The organism is Nocardia sp. NPDC102475 (assembly GCF_055584605.1).
Genome location: NZ_JBVJLS010000011.1, coordinates 1 through 22,788 on the forward strand (window position 1 = coordinate 1; position 22,788 = coordinate 22,788).

The 22,788-nt window shown below is 65.4% G+C and carries 25 protein-coding genes; 16 read left to right on the forward strand and 9 right to left on the reverse strand.

The window, feature by feature from the left end; genetic code table 11:
* Positions 1–123 precede the first annotated feature (123 nt).
* The 4 genes from allB to ACZ60G_RS20515 all read left to right on the forward strand — a co-directional run bounded on the left by allB (position 124) and on the right by ACZ60G_RS20515 (position 4,373).
* On the forward strand, positions 124–1,503 hold the full coding sequence (gene allB / locus ACZ60G_RS20500; protein WP_465811627.1) for an allantoinase AllB: 1,380 nt from the start codon (positions 124–126) through the stop codon (positions 1,501–1,503).
* Positions 1,500–2,666 (forward strand): allantoicase, encoded by a 1,167-nt coding sequence (gene alc, locus ACZ60G_RS20505; RefSeq protein ID WP_465811628.1) that lies wholly within the window; start codon positions 1,500–1,502, stop codon positions 2,664–2,666. The genes allB and alc overlap by 4 nt, the downstream gene beginning before the upstream one ends.
* 110 nt (positions 2,667–2,776) lie before the next feature.
* Entirely contained in the window at positions 2,777–3,703 is a 927-nt protein-coding gene (locus ACZ60G_RS20510; protein ID WP_465811629.1) for a DMT family transporter, read from the forward strand.
* 67 nt (positions 3,704–3,770) lie between these two features.
* Positions 3,771–4,373: a TIGR03086 family metal-binding protein gene (locus tag ACZ60G_RS20515; protein WP_465811630.1), complete on the forward strand. Its 603-nt coding sequence runs from the start codon at positions 3,771–3,773 to the stop codon at positions 4,371–4,373.
* Positions 4,374–4,493: 120 nt separating this feature from the next.
* Here the strand turns inward: ACZ60G_RS20515 and ACZ60G_RS20520 are convergent, their stop codons facing one another.
* Complete coding sequence (locus ACZ60G_RS20520; protein WP_465811631.1) at positions 4,494–5,666, reverse strand: cytochrome P450; 1,173 nt, start codon at positions 5,664–5,666, stop codon at positions 4,494–4,496.
* 98 nt (positions 5,667–5,764) lie between these two features.
* Between ACZ60G_RS20520 and ACZ60G_RS20525 the strand changes: the two genes are divergently transcribed.
* Positions 5,765–7,300, forward strand: coding sequence for a DHA2 family efflux MFS transporter permease subunit (locus tag ACZ60G_RS20525; protein ID WP_465811632.1), 1,536 nt, complete (start codon positions 5,765–5,767; stop codon positions 7,298–7,300).
* Between the two features lie 41 nt (positions 7,301–7,341).
* On the opposite strand, the gene ACZ60G_RS20530 is transcribed toward ACZ60G_RS20525, so the two are convergent.
* Both ACZ60G_RS20530 and ACZ60G_RS20535 read right to left on the reverse strand, forming a co-directional pair.
* Entirely contained in the window at positions 7,342–8,124 is a 783-nt protein-coding gene (locus ACZ60G_RS20530; RefSeq protein ID WP_465811633.1) for an alpha/beta fold hydrolase, read from the reverse strand.
* Positions 8,125–8,137: 13 nt separating this feature from the next.
* Positions 8,138–8,569, reverse strand: a complete 432-nt coding sequence (locus tag ACZ60G_RS20535; RefSeq protein ID WP_465811634.1) for a type II toxin-antitoxin system Rv0910 family toxin — start codon at positions 8,567–8,569, stop codon at positions 8,138–8,140.
* A 355-nt stretch (positions 8,570–8,924) separates the two neighbouring features.
* Between ACZ60G_RS20535 and ACZ60G_RS20540 the strand changes: the two genes are divergently transcribed.
* Genes ACZ60G_RS20540 through ACZ60G_RS20565 form a run of 6 tightly spaced genes read left to right on the forward strand, consistent with a single transcriptional unit; the run spans position 8,925 to position 14,193 of the window.
* Entirely contained in the window at positions 8,925–10,355 is a 1,431-nt protein-coding gene (locus ACZ60G_RS20540; RefSeq protein WP_465811635.1) for an ATP-binding protein, read from the forward strand.
* A complete protein-coding gene (locus ACZ60G_RS20545; RefSeq protein ID WP_062987265.1) occupies positions 10,355–10,783 on the forward strand; it encodes a roadblock/LC7 domain-containing protein in 429 nt (142 codons plus the stop codon). Before ACZ60G_RS20540 ends, ACZ60G_RS20545 begins: the two co-directional genes overlap by 1 nt.
* Positions 10,780–11,130: a DUF742 domain-containing protein gene (locus ACZ60G_RS20550; protein ID WP_063037917.1), complete on the forward strand. Its 351-nt coding sequence runs from the start codon at positions 10,780–10,782 to the stop codon at positions 11,128–11,130. Before ACZ60G_RS20545 ends, ACZ60G_RS20550 begins: the two co-directional genes overlap by 4 nt.
* Positions 11,105–11,710, forward strand: a complete 606-nt coding sequence (locus ACZ60G_RS20555; protein ID WP_465811636.1) for a GTP-binding protein — start codon at positions 11,105–11,107, stop codon at positions 11,708–11,710. Before ACZ60G_RS20550 ends, ACZ60G_RS20555 begins: the two co-directional genes overlap by 26 nt.
* Before the next feature lie 43 nt (positions 11,711–11,753).
* Positions 11,754–12,962: a cytochrome P450 gene (locus ACZ60G_RS20560; RefSeq protein ID WP_465811637.1), complete on the forward strand. Its 1,209-nt coding sequence runs from the start codon at positions 11,754–11,756 to the stop codon at positions 12,960–12,962.
* A gap of 13 nt (positions 12,963–12,975) precedes the next feature.
* A complete protein-coding gene (locus ACZ60G_RS20565) occupies positions 12,976–14,193 on the forward strand; it encodes a cytochrome P450 family protein (protein ID WP_465811638.1) in 1,218 nt (405 codons plus the stop codon).
* Between the two features lie 63 nt (positions 14,194–14,256).
* On the opposite strand, the gene ACZ60G_RS20570 is transcribed toward ACZ60G_RS20565, so the two are convergent.
* Positions 14,257–15,201 carry a pyridoxamine 5'-phosphate oxidase family protein gene (locus ACZ60G_RS20570; RefSeq protein WP_465811639.1) on the reverse strand — a complete coding sequence of 315 codons (945 nt, stop codon included), beginning with the start codon at positions 15,199–15,201 and terminating at the stop codon, positions 14,257–14,259.
* Between the two features lie 161 nt (positions 15,202–15,362).
* On the opposite strand from ACZ60G_RS20570, the gene ACZ60G_RS20575 reads away from it, so the two are divergent.
* Complete coding sequence (locus ACZ60G_RS20575) at positions 15,363–15,599, forward strand: hypothetical protein (RefSeq protein ID WP_465811640.1); 237 nt, start codon at positions 15,363–15,365, stop codon at positions 15,597–15,599.
* A 64-nt stretch (positions 15,600–15,663) separates the two neighbouring features.
* Here the strand turns inward: ACZ60G_RS20575 and ACZ60G_RS20580 are convergent, their stop codons facing one another.
* Both ACZ60G_RS20580 and ACZ60G_RS20585 read right to left on the reverse strand, forming a co-directional pair.
* Complete coding sequence (locus tag ACZ60G_RS20580) at positions 15,664–16,017, reverse strand: LppU/SCO3897 family protein (RefSeq protein WP_465811641.1); 354 nt, start codon at positions 16,015–16,017, stop codon at positions 15,664–15,666.
* A 194-nt stretch (positions 16,018–16,211) separates the two neighbouring features.
* Complete coding sequence (locus ACZ60G_RS20585; RefSeq protein WP_465811642.1) at positions 16,212–16,979, reverse strand: TetR family transcriptional regulator; 768 nt, start codon at positions 16,977–16,979, stop codon at positions 16,212–16,214.
* Positions 16,980–17,074: 95 nt separating this feature from the next.
* Between ACZ60G_RS20585 and ACZ60G_RS20590 the strand changes: the two genes are divergently transcribed.
* Positions 17,075–18,295, forward strand: coding sequence for an FAD-dependent monooxygenase (locus tag ACZ60G_RS20590; protein WP_465811643.1), 1,221 nt, complete (start codon positions 17,075–17,077; stop codon positions 18,293–18,295).
* 2 nt (positions 18,296–18,297) lie between these two features.
* Here the strand turns inward: ACZ60G_RS20590 and ACZ60G_RS20595 are convergent, their stop codons facing one another.
* Entirely contained in the window at positions 18,298–19,149 is an 852-nt protein-coding gene (locus ACZ60G_RS20595; protein WP_465811644.1) for an alpha/beta fold hydrolase, read from the reverse strand.
* 176 nt (positions 19,150–19,325) lie between these two features.
* Between ACZ60G_RS20595 and ACZ60G_RS20600 the strand changes: the two genes are divergently transcribed.
* Entirely contained in the window at positions 19,326–19,724 is a 399-nt protein-coding gene (locus ACZ60G_RS20600; RefSeq protein ID WP_387287717.1) for a hypothetical protein, read from the forward strand.
* A 24-nt stretch (positions 19,725–19,748) separates the two neighbouring features.
* Here ACZ60G_RS20600 and ACZ60G_RS20605 read toward each other — a convergent pair whose 3' ends face one another.
* Both ACZ60G_RS20605 and ACZ60G_RS20610 read right to left on the reverse strand, forming a co-directional pair.
* Positions 19,749–19,940, reverse strand: a complete 192-nt coding sequence (locus tag ACZ60G_RS20605) for a hypothetical protein (protein ID WP_062987240.1) — start codon at positions 19,938–19,940, stop codon at positions 19,749–19,751.
* Between the two features lie 81 nt (positions 19,941–20,021).
* Positions 20,022–20,846 (reverse strand): class I SAM-dependent methyltransferase, encoded by an 825-nt coding sequence (locus ACZ60G_RS20610; protein ID WP_465811645.1) that lies wholly within the window; start codon positions 20,844–20,846, stop codon positions 20,022–20,024.
* Positions 20,847–21,014: 168 nt separating this feature from the next.
* Here ACZ60G_RS20610 and ACZ60G_RS20615 point away from each other — a divergent pair, with 168 nt between their 5' ends.
* Together ACZ60G_RS20615 and ACZ60G_RS20620 are read left to right on the forward strand one after the other, a co-directional pair.
* A complete protein-coding gene (locus ACZ60G_RS20615; protein ID WP_465811646.1) occupies positions 21,015–21,755 on the forward strand; it encodes a PP2C family protein-serine/threonine phosphatase in 741 nt (246 codons plus the stop codon).
* Between the two features lie 54 nt (positions 21,756–21,809).
* Positions 21,810–22,787 carry a quinone oxidoreductase family protein gene (locus ACZ60G_RS20620; protein WP_465811647.1) on the forward strand — a complete coding sequence of 326 codons (978 nt, stop codon included), beginning with the start codon at positions 21,810–21,812 and terminating at the stop codon, positions 22,785–22,787.
* Position 22,788: the final 1 nt, after the last annotated feature.

Here is a 22,788-nt window from a genome sequence, read left to right on the forward strand (position 1 = left end):
TGGCAAGCCACCCAACGGCAAGAACCGATCAGCCACACCCTGCCGCCCTGGGCATTCAAGGCGTCTGGCCCTGAACACCTACAACCTTATGGAGATTCCGATGATTTCCGATGGAGTTGTGTGATGCGGAAGTACTCCGAGATCCAGGCGATCTCACCGGTCCCCGCACACCTGGACCTGGTGATCCGCGCGGAGCGGATCATCGGGACGGCGGGGGAGGCCGGCGGCTCGATCGGCGTGCGCGACGGCCGGATCGTGGCGATCGAGCCGCTGGACTCCATCCTGACCGCGAAAACGGTCGTCGAACTGGCCGCCGACGAGGTGCTGCTGCCCGGCGTTGTGGATGCGCACGTGCACGTCAACGATCCCGGCCGCACCGAATGGGAGGGCTTCCCGAGTGCGACCAAGGCGGCCGCGGCGGGCGGTGTCACCACCATTATCGATATGCCGCTCAACAGCATTCCGCCGACCTGTGATCTCGCGGCACTCGAAGTGAAGCGCAAGACCGCGCAGGACCGCGTGCATGTCGACGTCGGATTCTGGGGCGGGGCGATCCCCGGAAATCTGGCGGATCTGCGGCAGCTGCAAGACGCAGGGGTATTCGGCTTCAAATGCTTTGTGCTGCACTCCGGTGTCGACGAATTCCCGGCACTGGACGCCACCCAACTGGAACTGGCCATGCGGGAGATCCGCTTGTTCGACGGTCTTCTCATCGTGCACGCCGAGGACGCGCACTCGATCGAACACGCACCGATTCCACAGGGGGACAAGTACTCCGGCTTCCTGCGTTCGCGCCCGCGCGGTGCGGAGAACCTGGCTGTCGCCCAAGTGATCGAACTCGCCAGGTGGACCGGCTGTCGCGTGCACATTCTGCACGTGTCGAGTTCGGATGCGCTGCCGATGATCGCCTCGGCCCGCCGCGACGGCGTCCGGATCACCGCCGAGACCTGTCCGCACTATCTGTCGTTCGCGGCGGAGGAAATTCCGGACGGTGCAACGCAATTCAAATGCTGCCCGCCGATCCGTGAGAGCGGCAATCGCGAATTGCTCTGGGAAGGGTTGCGCGAGGGCACCATCGATATGGTGGTCTCGGATCACTCGCCTTCGACCGCCGACCTGAAGTGCTTCGACACCGGCGACTTCGCCCGCGCCTGGGGTGGCATTTCCTCACTGCAGCTCGGACTTTCGGCTGTCTGGACCGAAGCGCGACTGCGCGGATTCACCCTGGTGGATGTCGCGCGCTGGATGAGCCGAGCGCCCGCCGAATATGCGGGCCTGCGGCGCAAGGGCGCCATCGCGGTCGGCTACGACGCGGATTTCTGTGTCTTCGCACCCGATGACGCCTTCGTCGTCGACGTGCATCGCCTGCACCACAAGAACGCCGTCACACCGTACGCGGCCCGCCCACTCGCGGGTGCGGTCCGCGGTACCTGGTTGCGCGGCAACCGAATCGATATCGACAACGAGCCGCAGGGGCGGCTCCTGGCCCGAGGAGAAGCATGACCGATCAATCCGCCCCCGCCTTCAGACGACTGCCCGATCTCGCCTCACGCGCGCTCGCGGGCAGTGTGGTCTACGCCAATGACGAGTTGTTCGCCGAGCGGGAGAATCTGATCCGGCCCGGCCGTGCGGTTTTCAGCACCGAGGACTTCGGCCACAAGGGCAAGACCTACGACGGCTGGGAAACGCGGCGTCGTCGCGAAACCGGCAATGACTATGCGGTTGTCCGGCTGGGTGTGCCGGGGCGGGTGCACGGTGTCGTCATCGACACCTCCTGGTTCATCGGCAACTACCCGCCCTTCGCCTCGGTCGAGGCGACGAGTATGGAGGGGCAGCCCTCGCCTACGGAACTCCAGCAGGCCGAATGGGTGACACTGGTCGCGAAGTCGGATATCGCGGGCGATACCGACAACTTCTTCGAGGTCGCCGACGAGCGCCGCTTCACCCACGTACGGCTCTCGATCTACCCGGACGGCGGCGTGGCCCGCTTCCGCGTTCACGGCACGCCGCTGCCCGATCCCCGTTTCCTCAGTGGCACAGTCGATCTCGCTGCCCTGGAACACGGCGGCGATGTGGTCGACTGCTCCAACATGTTCTTCTCCGCGCCGACCAATATCCTGCTGCCCGGCCGGTCGCGGCAGATGGACGAAGGCTGGGAGGGCGCGCGTCGCCGCGATGTGGGCAATGATCACGTCACGGTGCGACTGGGTGCGCGCGGGGCGATTCGGCGTGCGGAAATCGATACCTCGAACTATGTCGGCAATGCGCCGGGTTGGGCGGTGCTGCGCGGTGCCGATGCCGATTCCGGTGCGGATCTGGATGATCCGTCGACATGGACCGAACTGCTGCCGCGCACGCGGTTGCAGCCGGATGCGCGTCACTTCTTCCGGATCGGGGCCGGTGCGCCGGTCACCCATGTGCGGCTCGATGTTTACCCCGACGGCGGCGTGGCCCGGTTGCGGGTCCTCGGCGAGATCGATCCGGAGACCTTGATCGGTAACACCATCGCTTGGCTCGGCGCCCTGCCCGAAGCGCACGCGCTGCAGGTGCTCACCACCGATGGTGGGTTGTCCCGTGACGAAGCACGGAAGTTGCTCGCGGAACGGCCCTTTGCTAGCCCCGACGCGGTGCCGTCGGCTGTGATCGACGCGCTGCTCGCGTTGTAGTCGCTGGTCGGCCGGGCGATCGGAGCCCCCCACCGATCGCCCGGCCGACCGGCTCGGCCCGCGTCCGAAAACCGCTGGCACTTGTCGACCAGCTGATCTACGTTCGGCCCATGATGCGTACGGATGGGTCGGTCGAGCGGCAAGCCATTGTCGCCGCCGCCGTGACGGTGGTCTTGTGGGCTTCGGCCTTCGTCTTCATTCGCAGTGCGGGACACGACTTCTCACCGGGTGCGCTGGCACTCGGGCGATTGCTCGCCGCATCGATCACGCTGGTGACGGTGCTGGTCATCCGCGGTGAGGGCCTGCCGCCGCGGGCCGCGTGGCCGGGCGTCGTCATCTCCGGGGTGCTGTGGTTCGGCGTCTACATGGTGGCGTTGAACTGGGGTGAGCGCAATGTCGACGCCGGGACCGCGGCGATGATCGTCGGCATCGGTCCGGTGCTGATCGCGGTGCTCGGCGGATTGGTCCTGCGGGAAGGGTTTCCGACCCGGCTGATGGTCGGGCTGGTCGTGTCGTTCGCCGGAACCGTTGTTGTCGGACTGTCGACCTCCGATGGCGGCGGCGCGGCGGTGCTCGGTGTCGTGCTGTGTCTGCTCGCGGCCATCGTCTGGGCCGCATCGACCATCGCGCAGAAACCGGCGCTGGCGAGCGCATCCGCATTGCAGGTGGTCACCTTCGGCTCGGTCATCGGAACAGTCGCGTGTCTGCCGTTCTCCTGGCAACTGGTCACCGAGGCGGCCGACGCGCCGCTATCGTCGACGCTGAGTCTGGTGTACCTGGGTGTCTTCCCCACTGCTCTGGCTTTCACCACATGGGCCTACGCACTAGCCCGCACGACGGCCGGGAAAATGGGCGTGACAACCTACGCGGTCCCGGCGCTCGTCGTGTTGATGTCGTGGATTGCACTGGACGAGGTACCCGGCGTGCTGACCATCATCGGTGGCGTCCTGTGCCTGGCCGGTGTGGCCGTCACGCGGTCCCGGCCGCGCCTCACCCCATCCGTCGATCCGGAAACTGTCGAACCCGCTCCACGCTGATGGCGGTAGCCGGCTGAGTTGCGCGTTCCGCGGTGTGTGCGGCGGACGCGGGGCAGAATCGAAAGGCGTGGATACCGTTGACCCCACCGTGGACCTATTGGACCGCGCTTTGACCCAGATGGGCGAGGTCATCGCGGCGATTCGGCCGGAACAGGCGACTCTGCCGACACCCTGTGCCGGTTGGGATGTGCAGGCGCTCGTGCGACATGTCATCGGGCAGAGCCTGCGGAATTTCCTGGATTCGGCGCGTGGCGAGATGGCCGATTGGGCGGCGCCGCCCGCCGAGCTGAGTCCGAACTGGGCGGCGGAGTACCGCGCGGCCGCCGCACCCGTCCTGGACGTCTGGCATCATGCCGACCTCGAACGCCCGGTTCCGGTACCCGGCGGCGCACAAGCACCGCTGCGCAGCCGAGCCGACCAGCAGATCACCGAATTGGCCATGCACACCTGGGATCTCGCCCGCGCGACCGACCAGCCCATCGACTTCGACCCGGAAATCGCGGAGTACGGACTGGCCTGGTCGCACAAGCTGCTGCGCCCGGAATTCCGCGGACCGGAGAAGGCCTTCGACCTCGAGGTGCCCGTGCCCGCCGACGCTCCCGCATACGACCGGCTCGCGGGGTGGTTCGGCCGCGACCCTTCCTGGAAGTCGCCGGGGCCGCAGAACTGAACTGTCCCAATCGGTGTCCGCCTTGAAGGTTCCGGGGGCGGCCGGTGTGCGCGGCACGACAGTTGGCACTCGGATCGGCGCGCAGGAAGTCGGATCCCGGCACCGAGAAGCACCGCAAAGCTACCGCGCCAATACGACAGGCAACTCGAGCGGTCCGCGATGCCGAAAACCGGAGCGCCACCGAATTTCTCGTGGATCGCAGACGAGCGTCGGTGTTCGGCCGTCCAGCATCAAGGTCTCCAGCACGGCCCCGGCGATGGTCCGGACCAACGCGGTGCCGAGGCATGCATGCCCGCCGTGCCCAAGACCCAAGTGCGGATTATTCGTGCGCGCGAGATCGAGCTCGGCCGGATTCTCGAAGATCTCCGGATCATGGTTGGCCGATGCCAGACAGAGCAGCACGGTGTCACCGGAACGGATGGTGTGCCCCGCGAGATCGAGTTCGGTGGTTGCGAATCTGGGCCCCGAAACCACCTGCGGCGACAGGTAGCGCAGCAGTTCGTCCACCGCCGGTCGAGTATCGGCCATGGTGCGCAGCAACGCCAGCTGATCCGGATGGGTGAGCAGCGCCGATGCGGATCCGGCGATCAGGTCGACGAGCACTTCGTACCAGACGAACAGCAGATAGAAAATCATCGAGGCCAGCTCGTGCGCACTCGGCGAACCGGTCTCGTCACTCGAACGCACCAGCCGCCCGAGCACATTGTCGGCCCGCGCCCCCTCGATCGTCGCGATGACGATGGTGCGCATGGTGGTGAGCGTGTCGCGAGCACGCGGGGGAGTGGCGCTCGGCAGCAATGTCGAACGTGCCCAATGCAATAGCGCCGCGCGCTCCGGTGCTGCCAACCCGAGCAATTCGCCGAGCACGGCCGCGGGCAGGACAACGGCGAACCGCTCGATGAGATCGATCGTGCCGCCGCTGTCCACCTCCGGCAGACAAGCCGACACCAATCCCGGTGCCGTGCGCGCCCATTCGGCGAGCCGTCGCGGCGACAACTCGGCGGTGACGGCCCGGCGCAGCCGAGCGTGGTCCTCCGGTTCGCTCTCCAGGAATCCGAGGTCCAAGGGTGGCGGCACCACGAACCCGCGATAGTCCGTCTCCCCGGCATAGCGCGGCTGGGTGGAGAGCCGATTGTCGAGCAGTCCGGCCCGGACATCGGCGAACCGGGTTACCAACCAGGCGGGTGGGCCGTCTGGTGTCCGGACCCGATGCACCCCACCGTCCTCGCGCAATCGCCGCAGCGTAGGCCATGGATTCGCGGCGAACTCGGCGTCGAAGATCTGCAATGTCACGCCGCCATCATCCGGGGCGAGATATCGGCGAACCCGAGGTGTGGCGAAGGTCGCAGAATTTGCTGGTCATTTGGTCGGTGAGGTGCGAGGCTTAAGCGGTGACACATCCTCCGGATACCACGTCGGTCGCAGCGGACCCCGCGACCGACAAGCTCGACAGCGCGGTCTTCAAGGTGGCAGGGGTGGTCGTGCTCGGCGCGATCATGTCGATCCTGGACATCACCGTCGTAACCGTCGCGATCCCGAAATTCCAGAACGAGTTCCACACCACCACCGCGATCGCGGCCTGGTCGATGACCGGCTACACCCTCGCGCTGGCCAGCGTCATCCCGCTGACCGGCTGGGCGGCGGACCGGTTCGGCACCAAACGGCTGTACATGCTCGCGCTGACGCTGTTCGTGCTCGGATCGGTGCTGTGCAGCCAGGCCTGGAGCATGGAAACGCTGATCGCCTTCCGCGTTGTCCAGGGTCTCGGCGGCGGCATGCTGATGCCGCTCGGTATGACGATCATGACCCACGCGGCCGGTCCGCAACGCGTCGGGCGGGTGATGGCGGTGCTCGGGGTGCCGATGCTGCTCGGCCCGATCTGCGGCCCGATCCTGGGCGGTTGGCTGATCGACAGTTACGGCTGGAAGTGGATCTTCCTGATCAATGCTCCGGTCGGGGTGGTCGCGCTAGTTCTCGCCTTTGTCGTGTTCCCCGCGGATAACCCGGAGCCGTCGGAATCCTTCGACTTCCTCGGCATGCTGCTGGCCTCGCCGGGTCTGGCGCTGTTCCTGTTCGGCGTCTCCTCGATTCCGGGTGAGGGCACGGTCATGGCGGCGAAAGTGCTCATACCCGCCGCCATCGGTCTGGTGCTCATCGTGCTGTTCGTCTTCCACGCGCTGCGCACCGAACATCCGCTGATCGATCTGCATCTGTTCCGCAACCGATCGCTGACCTTCGCGGTGCTGACCATGGTGCTGTTCGCGACCGCCTTCTTCGGAGCGGGCCTGCTGCTGCCGACCTATTTGCAGCAGGTGCGCGGCGAAACGGCCATGGCGGCCGGTCTGCTGATGGTGCCGCAGGGCCTGGGTGCGATGTTGACGATGCCGATCGCCGGCCGACTCGTCGACAAGATCGGTCCGGGCAAGATCGTGTTGACCGGTATCTCGCTGATCTCACTCGGCACGGTGTTCTTCGTGCAGCTGAAGTCCGATACCTCGTATCCGTTCATGTTGGGCGCGCTGTTCGTGATGGGCCTCGGCATGGGCTGCACCATGATGCCGACCATGACCGCGGCGATCCAGACGCTGACCCACCAGCAGGTCGCGCGCGGTACGACGCTGATGAACATCATCAACCAGTCCGCAGGCTCCATCGGCACCGCGACGATGTCGGTGGTGCTCAGCAGCCTGCTGAACCGGCATCCGTTCGCCAAGCCCGCGATCGCGTCGAACTACGATCCCTCGATCGCGGCGCAGCTGCCGCCCGGTGCGGTCGAGACCGGATTGAGCCAGGCCGCGACGGCATTCAGCCACACCTACATCGTGGCGCTAGTGCTCATGGTGCTGACCTTGGTACCCGCGGCGTTCCTGCCGCGCACCAAGCCGCAGATGCCCGCGGTCGCCGACGCGCCGACCCTGGTGCATTAGCCGAAGGGTCCGAGTTCGCCTGTGCACCAGGCGAACTCGGACTACCTGCGGGCCCCGAGAAAATCCAGAACAAGCGGGCTTGCGGTGCTTCGGAATTCGTCGAAATAGGCGTGCCGAGCCCCCGGGATCCACGCCAGCCGCGCACCGGGAATCCGTTCCGCGAGCAACGGTGCGTTCGCCGCGGGATTGAACCGGTCCTCGCTCCCGTGCACGATCAGCGTCGGAACCGCGATATCCGCGAGCACATCCCATGCGTCGTGTTTATTGCTCGCGTAGAGATGTCTGCGCTTCGCGTAGGCGGGCATGCTCGGATCGCCGAGGGTGTTGAACGGCCCGGACGTGCTCGCCAGATACCCCGGGGTGTACATCAGTTCCAGCAGCGCCTGCCGTGCCGCCACCGGATCGGGCTGGGCCAGCGTCTTCCGTACCTCGGCGTCCCGCTCGACAGCGTGGCGACCACCCGGTGACGTGCAGCCGAGCACCAGCGCATGCACCCGATCCGGGAACCGCGCGGCCAGCCACTGCGCGACCCGGCCACCCATGGACGTGCCGTACACCGCCGCCTTCTCGATGCCGAGTTCGTCGAGCACCGCAACGGCGTCCTCGGCGAATCCGAGGGTGCTGTACGGGATATCCGGCTTATCGCTGCCACCGGTCCCGCGATAGTCCAGTGAGACGGTGCGATACGCGGTCTCGAAGTCGGCGCGGACTCCATCCCACCAGTGGTGATTATTGGCCTGCCCGGTGAGCAGCAGCAGCGGCGGACCGTCACCGCCGATCTGATACGCGATCCGGGCGCCGTCCGCGGCCTCGGCATACGGCACGTTCGGACTCCCCTCAGCTGTAGAGCGCGACGAAACGCTCCAACGAGCGCTCGATATCGCCCTTCAGCGCCCGCGCGACACCGGAACCGATCGGACCGAACAGGGGCGCGCCGCCCAGATCGATATCGACGGTGACCTCCGAGCCCGCACCCTTCGCGGCGACGAGCAGTTCGAGCTTGAATTTGGTACCGCCCTTGCCCGTGCCGTTCAAGGCGAGTCGCCGCGGGGGTTCAGCGGCCTTGACCGTCCAGGTGACCCGATTGCGCAGTCCCTTGACCGATGCGACACCGACCAGTTGGGTGCCGACGGTCAGTTCGGCGGGCACCTCGTTGCGCCACGCCTCGTGCATGATGAGCCATTTGTCGAGTTCGGTGAGGTTGGAGGTATGCGCCCAGGCCTCCTGCGGGGGAATCGGCACGTCGACGGACACCTTCAGCTTTGCCATTCGCGCATAGTATCCGGTACCCGCGGTTCGCTATTTATGGCATTCGGTCATACCGATCGGGCGGTACGCGAAATGCAATGGGGGCGCTGGCGGTTCGAGGAATCGGAATGTGGTCCTCGGATCGAGAGAGACTTCCCGGCGATGCTGCTACTGTGGGCGGGTCGTCGGGTGCCGAGCTACTTATCGGCTCGATCCGCCCGGTTGGTGATTCATCGAATCGCTTGCCGTGCGGGCACTCTGGGGTTGGTGCCGGTGTCGATGTGGCCGCATTCGACGAATGTTGATCCTGGTCGGCGTCGCGAGGAAGGCAAGACAACGCGTAGTGACACCGGCTGTCGCAACGACGAGAGAGCTGATGAATCAAGATATCGCCGTGGTGCTTTCATGGATCCTCGCCCCCGCTCTCATTATTGCCGTGGCGGCGGCGTTGTATGTAGCGCAATACGCGAAACAGCAGAAGATCCGCGCCGACACCCTCAATAGAGCGAATCGGGCGCAGGAGGAAACCCTCGAGCACTTCGCCGGCCAGACACTGCCGGCGATGACCGAGGCGGTGCGCCGCTTCGAGGCACCGGTTTCGGCCATCGAGGTGCCGACGGGTCAGGAGACCTCCCGATTCACCCAGTGCCTGCAATGGATTTCCGAGCGGTACGCCGACGACCTGCGCATGGTGCAGTCGGAGGCGCACGAGCAGGCCGTGCGTGAGGCCGAGGAAAAGGCGCAGCAGGCGATCAAGGCGACCGAGGAGGGCACTCGGGCCGAGATCGAATCCGCTTCGCGGGCCGCGACCAGTGCGGCGGTGCGTTCCTTCGGCACCTCCGTGGTCAGCCTCGGCGCGGATGTCAGTCAGGTGGTGAGTTCCGCGCTGCGCGAGCACCGCGACGACGAGGTCTATGCCACTCTCACCCGCATCGACCACACTGTGCAGCAGATGCTGCGGCAGGCCCAGTCGTATGTGATCGTCTGTGGTGGTCTGCCGGGTCGGCGCTGGCCCGCGCAGTCGCTCACCGATGTGGTCGGCGGCGCGATCGGGCGTGTGCGTGACTACCTGCGGGTGCGGGCCAACCAGCTCGACCGCATCGTCATCAGCCGCGCGGTGGAACCGCTCGTGCACACCCTGGCGACGCTGCTCGACAACGCGCTGCGCTACTCCCCGCCGACGTCTTATGTGGATGTGACCTTCCAGGAGGGCCATCACGGCGTCACCGTCATCATCGACGATGCCGGTGTGCGGATGAACGCGGAGCAGATGGAGGAGGCCAGGCAGGTGCTCGCCAACGAGCGCCCGATCGACATCCACCAGCTCGGCCCGTCCCCGCGCGTCGGTTTCCCGGGCATCGCGGCACTGGCCCGACGCTACGGATTCACCGTCTACATCGACGGCCCGAACGTCTACGGCGGTATGCGGGCGATGGTCTACATCCCCGAGGCGCTGCTCGTCACCGCGGTGGCCAACGCCGAACCGGTCGTTCCCGCCGTCACCCCGGCCCCGGAACCCGTGCCGACCACTGCCGCCGAGGATAAGCCCTTCGAATTATCCCCGGTTCCGGTCTTGGCCGGGGTGGGCGAACAACCCGCCGAGAACGAGGAGTTCGCTGTGCACGAGATCACCAGTGGCGGCCTACCCAAGCGACGCCGTCGGGCGGTGTCTTCGGTGCCCGCGCAAACCGGCACCGAATCCGAAGCGGGACAGGCTCGTCCCGAAATCGCCTCCGCCTGGCAGATGGGTTCCAAGAGCGGCCGTGAGGCTGCTGCCTCCGATAACAGCGAAGGGATGTCATCCTGATGAGCACACCGGTGACCGACAGCAGCAATCGGCTGGGTTGGCTACTCGAGGATCTCAGCAACGTTCCCGGCGTCCGGTTCGCGGTGCTGCTGTCCGACGACGGACTGCGGATCGCGCACTCCGACGGTGTCAACAAGGATGATGCCGAGCGTTTTGCCGCGGCCGCCTCGGGTCTTCGCTCACTAGGTAAGGCGCTCGGCGAATTCTGTGGTGGCCTCGACAATGGTGTGCGCCAGAACATGACCGAATACGACCAGGGCATGATCCTCATCACCGCGGCGGGCGAAGGTGCACTGCTCGGTGTTTCGACGACGCCCGAGACCGATATCGGGCTGGTCGCGCACCGCATGAACGAACTCGCCGGGCGGGTCGGGCACGAATTAGGCGCCCAGCCGCGCGGGAGGGTTGAGGGCGGCTTGACGTCATGACGAGGTCCCGGCGAGACCCCGACTTGGTCCGGGCCTACGTGCGCACCGGGGGGCGAATCCGTCCCAGTCGTGAGTTGGACCTGGTCACCCTAGTCGTCGCCGCCAAAGATCCGGCACCTGGTGCGACACCCGATGCGCGCCAGGTGCTGAACCTGTGCAGCCGTCGCAGTGCCCTGTCCATCGCCGAGATCGCCGCCTATCTCGACCTGCCGCCGTCTGTGGTGAAGATCGTCGTCGCCGATCTGCTGGACAGCGAACATCTGGCCACTCCGACCCCGGCCGAAGTCATGCCGGAGATCACCCTGCTCGAGGAGGTACTCAATGGGCTCCGCGCTCTCCCGGCCTGAGCGCACTGTCGACTATGTGCCGGAGACCGTGACCCGGTCGGTAAAGCTCTTGGTGGCAGGCAATTTCGGCGTCGGCAAAACGACATTCGTGAACAGCGTTTCGGAGATCCGGCCGCTGCGCACGGAGGAGACGATCACCGAGGCCAGTGTCGGCGTCGACGATATGGCCGGGCTACCCGGCAAATTGCAGACGACCGTAGCGATGGATTTCGGCCGTATCACGCTGAATCCCACACTCGCGCTCTATCTTTTCGGAACGCCGGGACAGCGGCGTTTCGTCCCGCTGTGGGAGGAGTTGGCACGCGGTGCGCTCGGCGCCCTGGTCCTGGTGGACACCCGGCGCATCGAGAAGGCCGACGAGGTGCTGTCCGTGCTCGAGGAGCGCGGGGTGCAGTATTCGGTCGCGGTCAACCAGTTCGAAGGCGCACAGCGCTATCCGCTCGAAGAGATCCGGGACGCATTGGATCTTGCTCCGGATACTCCGTTGACCTCGCTCGACGCGCGGCAGCGCAGCACTTGTCTGCGGTCGCTGATCACGCTCGTCGAGTTCCTATTCCATCGCCAGGAGTCTCGGAAGTAACCACGCATTGCACACTGATTCAACAAAGCCCGGCCCTGTCGCGTTGGGGTCGCCGATCGATACCGACGGCCCGCGCGTACCGCTCTACTCGGAGGAGTTCGCAGCAGATCCGCACCGCGCGTACCGTGATATGCGCAACCAGTTCGGATCTCTGGTACCGGTTGACCTATCGCCCGGTGTACCAGCCACTTTGGTGATCGGCTATCACACTGCCGTACGAATCCTCAACGATCCCGACCACTTTCCGGCGGATCCGCGGATCTGGCAGCGAAAAGTTCCCGGTGAATGCCCGGTCCTGCCGATGCTGGAATGGCGGCCGAATGCCTTGCGCAGTGCGGGAAACGAGCATTTGCGCTATCGACAGGCAAATGCGGCAAGCCTGGCCGAGGTCGATCTGCACGCACTGCATGCCGTCGTCGAAGATGCCGCCATTCCACTGATCAATGCCTTCTGCGGTGACGGTGCGGCCGATCTGATCAGCCAGTACGCATTTCCGCTCACCTTTCAGGTGTTGAACGACATGCTCGGCTGTCCGCCGGAGATCGGCCAGCAGGTCGCCACCGGGATGGCGGCCATCTTCGAAGGTGTGAACGCCGACAAGGGCAATGCGATGCTCACCGACGCGCTGTTCGAACTCGTCACGCTGAAGCGCAGCGTTCCCGGCGACGACATCACCTCGCGGCTGATCGCGCATCCGGCCGTGCTGTCGGACGAGGAGATGATCCACCAGCTCGTCACCGTGTACGGTGCGGGCATCGAACCGCAGCAGAACCTGATCACCAACACACTGCTGCTGATGATGACCGACGACCGGTTCGCGGGCAGCGTGCACGGCGGAAGTCTTTCCACCCGTGACGCACTCGACGAAGTGCTGTTCACCGACCCGCCGATGGCGAACTACTGCGTCTCCTATCCGAGACAGCCGATCCTCATCGACGGCGTCTGGCTGCCCGCGCACCAGCCGGTCGTCATCAGCATGTCCGGATGTAATAACGATCCCGCCGTCGGGGTGAGCGAATTCGGGCCCAATCGTTCGCATCTGGCATGGAGTGTGGGCCCACATTCCTGTCCGGCGCGATCGGTCGCCTATCTCATCGTCCAGGACGCCATCGACCAACTGCTCGACGCACTTCCCGAAATGCGTTTGGGGACAGAGCCCGAACAACTCGCCTGGCGGCCGGGGCCGTTCCATCGGGCCCTGGTATCCCTCCCGGTCACTTTTCCCAAATCCCCTCCGCTAGCCATGCTGTAAGGAGATTTCTGTAGTGCAACAACCTATTACCCTGGATCTCACGGGAACAGATATCCAGGGCGAATCCGCACGCCTGCGCGAGTGTGGGCCGGTGGCGCTGGTGGAATTGCCCGGCGGTGTGCGGGCGTGGTCGGTAACCGATGCCGGGCTGCTCAAGAAGTTGCTTGTCGACGCGCGGGTATCCAAGGATGCGAGCCAGCACTGGCCCGCGTTCATCAACGGCGAGATTCCGCAGGACTGGCCGCTTTTCCTGTGGGTCGCGGTGAACAATATGTTCACCGCCTACGGTGCGGACCACAAGCGGCTGCGCAAGTTGGTCGCGCCCGCCTTCACGCATCGGCGCACCGAGGCGATGCGCGGGCAGATCGAGCGGATCACCCAGGAACTGCTCGCCGATCTCGCGAAGACGTCCGCGGGCGAATCGGTCGATCTGCGTGAGGGTTTCGCGTATCCGCTGCCGATTCAGGTCATCTCCGAATTGATGGGTGTGCCCGAGGAACTCAATCCGGGCTTGCGCAAATGCGTCGACGGCATTTTCGACACCTCGCTCGGTCCGGAGGAGTCGCAGGCGAACTACATGGAGATGTATCGGATCCTCGGTGAATTGGTGGCGTATCGGCGCGACCATCCCGGCGACGATATGACCAGTCTGCTGATCTCACACCGCGACGAGGACGACGGGTCCCAGCTCACCGAGCAGGAATTGATCGATACGCTGCTGCTTGTCATCAGCGCCGGGCACGAGACCACGGTCAATCTGCTCGACCAGGCGATCTTCGCACTGCTGACCAATCCGGAGCAGCGCGCCGCACTGGTCGCGGAGCGGGCGACCTGGGCCGATCTGGTCGAGGAGGCGTTGCGGTTCGAGGCGCCGGTCGCACATCTGCCGTTGCGGTTCGCGGTCGACGATATCGAGATCGACGGGGTGCATATCGCCAAGGGCGAGCCGATTCTCGCCTCGTACGCGGCCGCCAACCGTGATCCGAGAGTTCACGGTGACACCGCTGATCAATTCGATGTGGCCCGAGATAGTAAGGACCACTTGGCTTTCGGCTACGGGGTGCACCATTGCCTGGGGGCGCCGTTGGCTCGGCTCGAGGCGCTGGTGTCATTGCCCGCGATCTTCGCGCGCTTTCCGAATATGCGGTTGGCGGCGGATCCGTCCGAGTTGGGGACGGTGGTCAGTTTCATCTCGAATGGGCATGCCAGGCTGCCGGTTACCCTGGAGTAGTCCACCTGAAAAGCCGGGCCCCCTTCCGATTTCGATCGGGAGGGGGTTCGTGTCTTTCCGGGGTCAGCTCAATGCGTCGATGCGGCCCTGTTTTCGGGCTTGGGCCAGTCCGCGGCGGGCCATCAATCCGTTGGCCAGCAACAGCAGTGTCTTGTTCGGGGGTGCGATGAAACCGGACTCGGTGTGGGGTGCGTAGGTCGCATCGGTGCCGTCGATTTCGATCCAGCCGGTGTGCTGGCGGCATTCGAGGCCGACGAGCTGTGGGCGGTAGGCGTGGGCGAGCAGGCCCGCGCGGCGGCCGCCCTGGGCGATTTCCGCTGGGACCGTGAGGTTTACGCCTGCCTCGCTCGAGCCGGTGACCTGCGCGGGGACCACCGCCGGATAGCCGTCGGACTGGCGGTAGGCGAGCAGACAGTGCGGCAGTTTCGTGGCGCGCGCGGCGGCCTTGGCGCTGTCCACCCGGGGGCCGGCGCCCTTGGCGGGCGGCTTCTGGGAATCCACGGTGGCGGGCAGCGGTTCGCCGAAAACCTCCGGTTCGCCGGTCGCATACAGATCCGGCCAGGCGATGATCCTGGTGACCGCGACCGTCACCAGCACCCGATCGGTGTAATACGCGCTCAGCCAGCGATCCCAGAAGAGGCCGCGCCGTGGTGCGCCGAGATAGGGCGTCGCCTGCTCGCCGACGCGGTCGAGGGTGTCGGGGTCGGGCTTGGCGTCGAAGGTGGCGATGCCCTGTACCAGTACGAAGCTCTGATTATTCGGGTCGCCGAGACCGTGCTCACGCGCGTGATATGCGAGCGCGACCTTCGGCTCTCGTTTGATCCGCTCCAGCTTGCGACCGAAGCCGAGCGAGGTCGTGAACCCGACCGTCCCCAACTCCCGATCCCGCATCCCGATCGGCGAAACCGCCGTCACCACCGCCCCACCGGCCGGAGTGATATAGGCCAATCCGACGGTGAGATCACCGTGCAAGACATCATCGATTTCGTCCGGCCACGTAACTGCCATGCGCCGCAGGTTAGTCCCCTTACCGGGGACCCATGTCGCTTATGCGCAATCAGCGGCGATTCGGTTGCTCCGGACGGCGATTCGCGCGCCGAGGTCGCTCGGACGCGCAGGCCGGTTCAGCTATCCTGCGCAAGATTGATCTATGGCGATCGGGGTGGATTATGGCGATATATGCCGAGGTTCGGAAGCTGGACGAAACAGCCGAGCAGGTTCGCTACGGGTACAGCAATGGTGTCGGAGGGGCCGAGGAGATCATCATCCTGGACAGGGCGACGAAGACGCTCGAGCCTGGGAGCGGGCAGGCCGAGACCATCCTGTTCAGGGCGGTCGCCCGCAAGATCGCGATGACTCGGGCGCAGACAGGAGCCCTGCCCGAACGCCTGGTGGTCGCGCACTAGGGGCCGTAGTAGTCAAACTCACCCCGACGACCCGCAAACCGGCCCTGCGCTTGCGGGCGTGGGGCTACTTGCGGCCGAGACACAGCGTATAGCTCCCGATTCTGCTGTCGCTACGCGAGTAATACTTGACAGTGCCGGGGAACTCTTTGCAGGCATACATTCTGGCAATCTCGGTAGCCCCGGTGGAGTAGTCCAGTTTGCCGAGGACACGGTACTGCGCGTCGGGTCCGAAGCAGTCGACCTTGGCGATGGAATCTCCGCCCGTCTCCATCACACATTCCCCGACATCGGCGACATCATGCTGGCGAATTTCCTTGTTCTCGCACGCCTTCAGGCCGAGGAAGTACGCGAGCATGATGCCGACGACGGTGGCTACCCCCAGCACGTTCTTCACAGGTGTCCGATTCGCGTCGGTCATGGCTTCTCTCTTCGCAGTCGTTCGTGCACTTCGAAGGGAACAACAGACACGACGTGCAAAAGGTTGGGTTGGTCCGGCTAGCGAGATGATCTCGACCCGTTGATCTTTGGGGATGCCGTGTGCCGAGCACCGTGGCACCGCTCGAGAGGCGGGTGAAGCGTCGGTGAGCTGCTCCTCGCGTCGCGAAAATAGTCTCATAATTCTCTCGGCCGCTTGCTCAGGTGCCGATAGAGCGTTGCGCGTGAGATGTGGAATTCGGCGGCGATCTCGTCGATGGGGCGGCCGGAATCTCGCATGTGGCGGGCGGATTCGATCATTTCCGAGGTCATTGCGCCTGGGCGGCCGCGGCGGTTCGGGCGGGTGGTGGGGACCTTGGCGGCCGGTATGTGGACGGGGTCGCTGTGGGCGGCCGGAGGCTGTGGATGGGCAGCGGTGCCGAGTAACCGCCGGGCACCATCGAGAATGGCCTCGCGTAGTTCGTCGGCGGGCCGGTCGGCGAAGATGACCACCGGATCGCTCAGTGCCGCATAGACCTGCGCGGCACGCACGCGGGTGGTGAAATCGGCGCGGGGCCCGGCGATCAGGTCCTGTGCAGACAGTGCGATGGTTCGTAGTCGCGCGAAGGTCGCCTCGTCGGCGGATAATGCCTGGTCCTGCATCTGCATCCGCAATAGCTGACCGTGCGAAAGCCACACCTCGAGCAACCCAGCCACCACCGCCCAGCGGCGCGCCTGCGCGTCCCGCCCGCGTGCCGCCGACTCGAGCACCGCTTCGCTGTCGACCAGCAGCGGCTCCACGAGTGCGGCAACGATATCGCTCTTGCTCGGGAAGTGGTAGAGCACAGCGGTTTTCGTCAGCCCGACCCGTTCGGCGATCTCGCGCACGGAAACCGTGTGGTATCCCCGCTCGGCGAACAGGTCGAGCGCGGTCTGCAGGATGCGGGCACGCGAATCATCGGCCATGGTTACCGATCCTACCGCTTGACTGACCGTTGGTCAGCGTCATACAGTGGTATCACTGACCAATGGTCAGATGATTTCGAGACAAGGAGTGGGCAATGCGGATTCTGATCTCCGGTGCGAGCATCGCCGGACAGACCCTGGCGTATTGGCTTGTGCGGCACGGCTTCCAGCCGACAATCGTCGAGCGTGCGGCCGGTCTGCGAGTCGGCGGCCAAGGGGTGGACGTGCGGGATCAGGCGATCGAGGTCGCCGAGCGCATGGGCATCATGTCGCAGATCCGGTCGGCGGCCGCCGATGTCGCCGGGATGCGGTTCGTGAACACCACCGGCGACTCCATCGCCCAGGTGGATATGCAGAAGATCAAGGACAAGTACGCCAGCGCCGAGGTGGAGATCATGCGCGGCGATCTCGTCCGGATCCTGCACGACAGCAACAGTGACGTGGAATACCTGTTCGGCGATTCGATCCGCGCCCTCGACGAGGAGGACGACGGCGTCACCGTCACCTTCGAACGCGTCCCGCAACGGCGGTTCGACCTGGTCATCGGCGCGGACGGACTGCACTCCACCGTGCGGCGCCTGGCCTTCGGTCCGGAATCGAATTTCGTTCGCCACCTGGACCACTACTTCGCCTTCGGCAACGCCGATGCGGCGCTCGGGCCCGACCGCTGGGTCAGCGTCTACAACACCCCGGGCGCGATGGCGGGCATCTACCGTTCCGGCAATCACGCACAGGCCAAGGCCTACTTCATATTCCGCAGCCCACTCCTCGATCTCGATCCGCGCGATACCGCCGCGGCCCGCGCGCTGCTGACCGACCGGTTCGGCACCGAATCCGCCTGGCACGTGGCACGGCTGCTCGACGGCGCACTCGCCGATCCGGACTTGTATTTCGACTCCCTGGGCCAGGTCCACATGGATTCCTGGTCGACCGGCCGCATCGCTCTCGTCGGTGACGCCGCCTATTGCGCCTCACCGGCATCCGGAGCCGGTGCCGAACTCGCCCTCGTCGGCGCCTACCGGCTCGCGGGTGCGCTCGCCGCCGCGAACGGCGATTACCGCACCGGTTTTCGCCGCTACGAGCAGAGCCACCGCGCACTGGTCGACCGCAAACAGCAAATCGGACCGAACCTGCGGCTGATGGTGCCGAAAACCCGCTCGGGCATGGCAATTCGGAATACCATCACGCGGCTCCCCGTGCTGGAGTCCATGGCAGGTATGGAACGCATCATGGCGCCGAAGACGAACGAGTCCTTGGCGGAATACCCGCAGATTCCGGTCACTGCCAAGGCATGCCGTCCGGCGCGCCAGGTCTGAACTCAGCGGCGCAGGAATTCCAGGGTGGCGCGTTCGAAGGCCGCCTTGGCCTCGATCATGACCCAGTGCCCGCTGTTCGGGAACACGTGCAGTTCCGCATTGGGAATCTGCCGCATCGGCACCAGCGCCATATCGGGCGGGCTGACCCGGTCGTCCAGACCCCAGGTGAGCAGGGTCGGGCATTGCACTTTGTGCAGCATCGACCAATAGGGCGGCGTATTCGAACTCGCCAGGAATTTCTGCTGCATCGCCCACGCGGCCGAGCCGTACATCATGGCGGCGGTCTGCTGGGTATCCGGATGCTGCGCGGCCGCCCAGCGTTCCTCGATGATCTCATCGGTGATCACCGCGGGGTCGTAGACCATAGCCCGCAACCAGCGCAGCAACTTGTCCCGATCGGGTTTGTCGGAGAATTCCTGCAGCAGCCGAATCCCTTCGCTCGGACTGGAACTGAAGATATTCGGACCGATCCCGCCGATGGTGACCAGCTTGCGCACCCGCTGCGGATGCTGAATCGCCAGATTGGCCGCGACCACCCCACCCATCGAATTGCCGACCATGGCAGCGGATTCGATGCCGAGCCCGTCCATGAATCGCAGCACCGCCGCGCCCGCGGTCAGCACGGGGTGTCCGTCCACCGGGTCGCTCACGCCGAATCCGGGGAATTCGAGGATGTAGCAGTGGAAGTGCTCGGCGAAGACCGCGAGATTCCCGCGATAGTTACGCCACCCGTTCACGCCGATCCCGGAGCCGTGTAGCAGCAACAGAGGTGGCCCGTCGCCCGCCTCGTGATAGCGCAGCACGCCCTGATCGGTGGCGAGCTCCCGTTTCGTGCCTTCGAATGTCACGTCCATACCCGACACGTTAGAACACGTTCTAGCTCGGATCGTGCACGACCGCTGATATCGACCCGCAAAACGAACCGTCGGGTACATAATGGCGCAACGCTGGGCGATTCGTGATGTAGCGCCCGCGCGAGAATCTATGATCTCCGCTTGGCAACTCGGCACCGCACGACGAGGACCGAATCATGAGCTACCGAACGATCACGACCGCGACCGTGCTCGGCACCACGATCGCCGCACTGGCCTGCACTGCGCCGACGGCGAATGCCGCGGTGACCAGGGTGGGGGTGATGCCGGATTCGAATTACGGCATGGCGACCAACTACGGCACCGACTGCCCGGCCACCGCCGAGGCCTATGTCAGCAATGCCGCCGAACTGGTCTCCTTCTACGACAACGGCGTCCTGTTCGGAGTGGTCCGACCGCTGGGCGGCATCGCCCTGCTGACCTGGATCCCGAAGACCACCGGCCCGCACAGGCTCAGCGCCGTGCAGGCCCCGGACGTCACGCCTATCGGAACGGTCGACGTCCGGGTCGGCACCGGCGTACATGTCGGCTTCGCCTGCGTCGTCTTCGGCAACTGATTCAGGCTGTTCGGCCTCGGGCGCTCAAAGCACTCCGATGGCCTTGAGTAGTAGCAGGGTCAGTCCGGCCGTGCCCGCGAAGGCGACGCCGCCGTCACGGATCACGATGCCTGCGGGCGAGCCGCTGACCTTGGACAGAATTCCGGATATCACCGCGACGATGATGCCGACGAGCACGGCGACGACAACGAACAAGACCTGAACGGTAGTGGACACTCGACGCTCCCTCGATGTGGATCGTCGCAGTGTAAAGAGTGCGGTGGCTATCGCGTAGCAAAGTTGCGGGATGTGCTGCGGCTAGGCCGGTTTGGTTGCCGCCAATCCGTACAGCAATGGGAGGATGGGGTCCGTCGGCGGGAGCCGGAACCAGCCGTTGTCGGTGCGGATCATGCGCGACCAGCGCGGCCATGGCAACATCTCGGTTTCGGTGAGATCGGAAATGCGCAGGCCCGCGCCGATCAGGGCATTGATCACCTCGCCGAGCCCGTGGCGCCATTCGTACACCGTCGTGTTGCTGGTCAGTGCCGGGCCGTCGGTGTAGGTGTGGTCGCTGTCGCGACGCTGCGCACCACGCCCCTCGAGGTAGTCATCGTGCAGGACAAGCGAATCCGGATCGACGCCAGCCGGTGGAGTCGGTCCGAGGGAGTGCAGCAGCGGGTGGAATTCGACGATGTACACGAGGCCGCCCGGGCGCAGCAGTTCGGCGAGCACCGCCGCCCAGCGCGGCAGGTCGGGCAGATAGCAGAGCGCACCCTTGCCGGTGTAGACGATATCGAATTGCCTGTGCCCCAACGCATTCGGCGCATCGTAGACATCGGCGCACACGTACTCGACGGCATCGGCGGCGAGTTCTCGGGCGTGCCTCATGGAGGCGGGGGAGAAGTCGAGACCGACCGATGTTGCCCCGCGCTTGGCGAATTCGATTGTCTCGGTACCGAGATGGCACTGTAGATGCAGCACATCGCGGTCGCGCACATCGCCGAGGACATCCCATTCGAAGGGTGCGAACCAATATGACGAATCGCGATCGCGATAGAACTCGCTGGCCGCGTGAATCGGGGCACGGGCATCCCAGTTACCGCGGTTCGCCAGCAGTTGATCGAGGCCGTCGTCGCTGTCCACCGAGCCATCGTATTTCGGGAGCCGGATGCCCACGGCGGGTCCGCCGACGATTCAAAGGATTCTCTCACGTAATTTTGGCACGGTACACGGAAAACCGAGGTTCACTGGAGTTACAGAGTTGTGCGGATCGGCAGTGTTGGGGCAGGTCCAGCCCAAGGAGGTCAGACCTTGCAGACAACCGCTTCGATCGCCATCGTCCGTCCGGATCCGGCAAAGCTCGGCGGTATCACGCCCGGTGTGGTGAGCGCCCGTGGGCGGCGTTCGCTCAATGCCGACGCCTTCGCCACCTACACCGACCCCACCGTCGGGCGTACCGCATTCGTTGTCGCCGACGGGGTCGGCGACAACCTGCCCGCGGCCAGGGCGGCGCGGACCGCGGCTTCGGTCGCCGCGCGAATCGGTGCGGGCAATGGTGCCTTGGCCGGAGTGATCGCGGCCCAGCAGGAGTTGCTGCGTGAATTCCCGGAAGAGCAGGCCGACAGTGTGCTCGTGATCGCCGTGTTGCCCGCCGCCGATCAGCCCGACGGGCCCTGCGATATCGCCTGGGTCGGGGACTGTCGCGCCTACCGCTGGAACGGCCGGGTGCTGCACCAGATAACCACCGACCACACCGTTGCGGAGTTCATGCGCGCCAGGGGGGTTCGCCCGGCGAACCGCATGGACCACCTCGTCACCACCTCCACCCGCACCGCGAGTCCGGATGTCATCGGTCGCGCCGCCACCGGATCGAGCCGGGGCCGACTGCTGTTGAGCACCGACGGCGTGCACAAGCGGCTCGATATGATCGAGATCAAGTCGATACTCGTCGCGGGGCAAACCGCCGCCAAAGCTGCGGAGACCTTGGTAGACAACGCATTACGGGCTGGCAGCACCGATAATGCGACGGCACTCGTCGTGGACTGCCGGTAACCCCGATTCCTGCTAGAACTAATTCGTCGGTGTGTCTAGTGGGAGTGTGGGGTTATGCGGGCGATTCAGATCAGTGAACTGGGCGGACCCGAGGTGTTGCAGGAGGTGGAGCTCGATGCTCCGGAGCCGGGTCCAGGTGAGGTTGCGATCGATGTCGAATATGTCGGGGTGAACTTCGCCGACCTGCAGGCGCGTTCGGTCGGGTATCGGGTCCGGGATCTGCCGTTCGTGCCGGGACTCGAACTTTCGGGGCGGGTGCGCTCGATCGGCGCCGATGTCGACGGGTTCACGGTCGGCCAGTCGGTGGCGGCGATCACCGATGGCGGCGCCTACGCCGAGGTCGCCGTGGTGACTGCCGCGACGGTATTCGCGGTGCCCGATGGTGTCGATTTGCGAACGGCCGCAACGCTTCCCACGGTCCTGCCGACCGCTTACGCGCTGATCAACACCGTCGGCAAGGTGCAGCCGGGGGAGACCGTGCTGGTGCAGGCCGCGGCGGGCGGGGTGGGCACCGTGGTGGGGCAGGTGGCCAAGCTGGCGGGGGCCGGCGCGGTATATGGCGTGGTCTCCAGCGAGGCCAAGGCGGAATACGCGCGCAAACTCGGTTATGACGACGCCTTCCTGGCCGAGACCTTCGAGACCGATGTCCGGGAGGCGACCGGTGGTCGCGGTGTCGATATCGTGCTCGACCCGGTCGGCGGGCAGACGTTGCGGCGCGGTCTCGAATCGCTGGCGCTGTTCGGTCGGCTGATCTCCTACGGCAATGCCAGTGGCGAGCCGGGCTGGCAGATCGGCCAGCCCGAGCTCTACCCGAGAGGTCTGTCGATCTCCGGATTCTCGATCCTCGGCCTCACCGCCGATGCACCGCAGGTATTGCGCGAGATTGCCGATCGGGCCTTCCGGTTGGTCACCACAGGTCAGGTGGAGTTGCCGATCACCGCGGAGTTCCCGCTGTCCGAGGTCGCCGAGGCGCACCGGTTGATGGCGAGTCGCGCCTCGACCGGCAAGCTGGTGCTCGCGGTCAACGGCTGAA

What these genes read in the sequence shown, in the direction of transcription:
- ACZ60G_RS20550 (WP_063037917.1), top strand. Translation starts at nt 10,780, where the DNA reads ATGACGAGGTCCCGGCGAGACCCCGACTTGGTCCGGGCCTACGTGCGC.
- alc (WP_465811628.1), top strand. Translation starts at nt 1,500, where the DNA reads ATGACCGATCAATCCGCCCCCGCCTTCAGACGACTGCCCGATCTCGCC.
- ACZ60G_RS20585 (WP_465811642.1), bottom strand. Translation starts at nt 16,979, where the DNA reads ATGGCCGATGATTCGCGTGCCCGCATCCTGCAGACCGCGCTCGACCTG.
- ACZ60G_RS20535 (WP_465811634.1), bottom strand. Translation starts at nt 8,569, where the DNA reads ATGGCAAAGCTGAAGGTGTCCGTCGACGTGCCGATTCCCCCGCAGGAG.
- ACZ60G_RS20570 (WP_465811639.1), bottom strand. Translation starts at nt 15,201, where the DNA reads ATGGCAGTTACGTGGCCGGACGAAATCGATGATGTCTTGCACGGTGAT.
- ACZ60G_RS20555 (WP_465811636.1), top strand. Translation starts at nt 11,105, where the DNA reads ATGGGCTCCGCGCTCTCCCGGCCTGAGCGCACTGTCGACTATGTGCCG.
- ACZ60G_RS20590 (WP_465811643.1), top strand. Translation starts at nt 17,075, where the DNA reads ATGCGGATTCTGATCTCCGGTGCGAGCATCGCCGGACAGACCCTGGCG.
- ACZ60G_RS20600 (WP_387287717.1), top strand. Translation starts at nt 19,326, where the DNA reads ATGAGCTACCGAACGATCACGACCGCGACCGTGCTCGGCACCACGATC.
- ACZ60G_RS20510 (WP_465811629.1), top strand. Translation starts at nt 2,777, where the DNA reads ATGATGCGTACGGATGGGTCGGTCGAGCGGCAAGCCATTGTCGCCGCC.
- ACZ60G_RS20575 (WP_465811640.1), top strand. Translation starts at nt 15,363, where the DNA reads ATGGCGATATATGCCGAGGTTCGGAAGCTGGACGAAACAGCCGAGCAG.
- ACZ60G_RS20595 (WP_465811644.1), bottom strand. Translation starts at nt 19,149, where the DNA reads ATGGACGTGACATTCGAAGGCACGAAACGGGAGCTCGCCACCGATCAG.
- allB (WP_465811627.1), top strand. Translation starts at nt 124, where the DNA reads ATGCGGAAGTACTCCGAGATCCAGGCGATCTCACCGGTCCCCGCACAC.
- ACZ60G_RS20540 (WP_465811635.1), top strand. Translation starts at nt 8,925, where the DNA reads ATGAATCAAGATATCGCCGTGGTGCTTTCATGGATCCTCGCCCCCGCT.
- ACZ60G_RS20580 (WP_465811641.1), bottom strand. Translation starts at nt 16,017, where the DNA reads ATGACCGACGCGAATCGGACACCTGTGAAGAACGTGCTGGGGGTAGCC.
- ACZ60G_RS20620 (WP_465811647.1), top strand. Translation starts at nt 21,810, where the DNA reads ATGCGGGCGATTCAGATCAGTGAACTGGGCGGACCCGAGGTGTTGCAG.
- ACZ60G_RS20545 (WP_062987265.1), top strand. Translation starts at nt 10,355, where the DNA reads ATGAGCACACCGGTGACCGACAGCAGCAATCGGCTGGGTTGGCTACTC.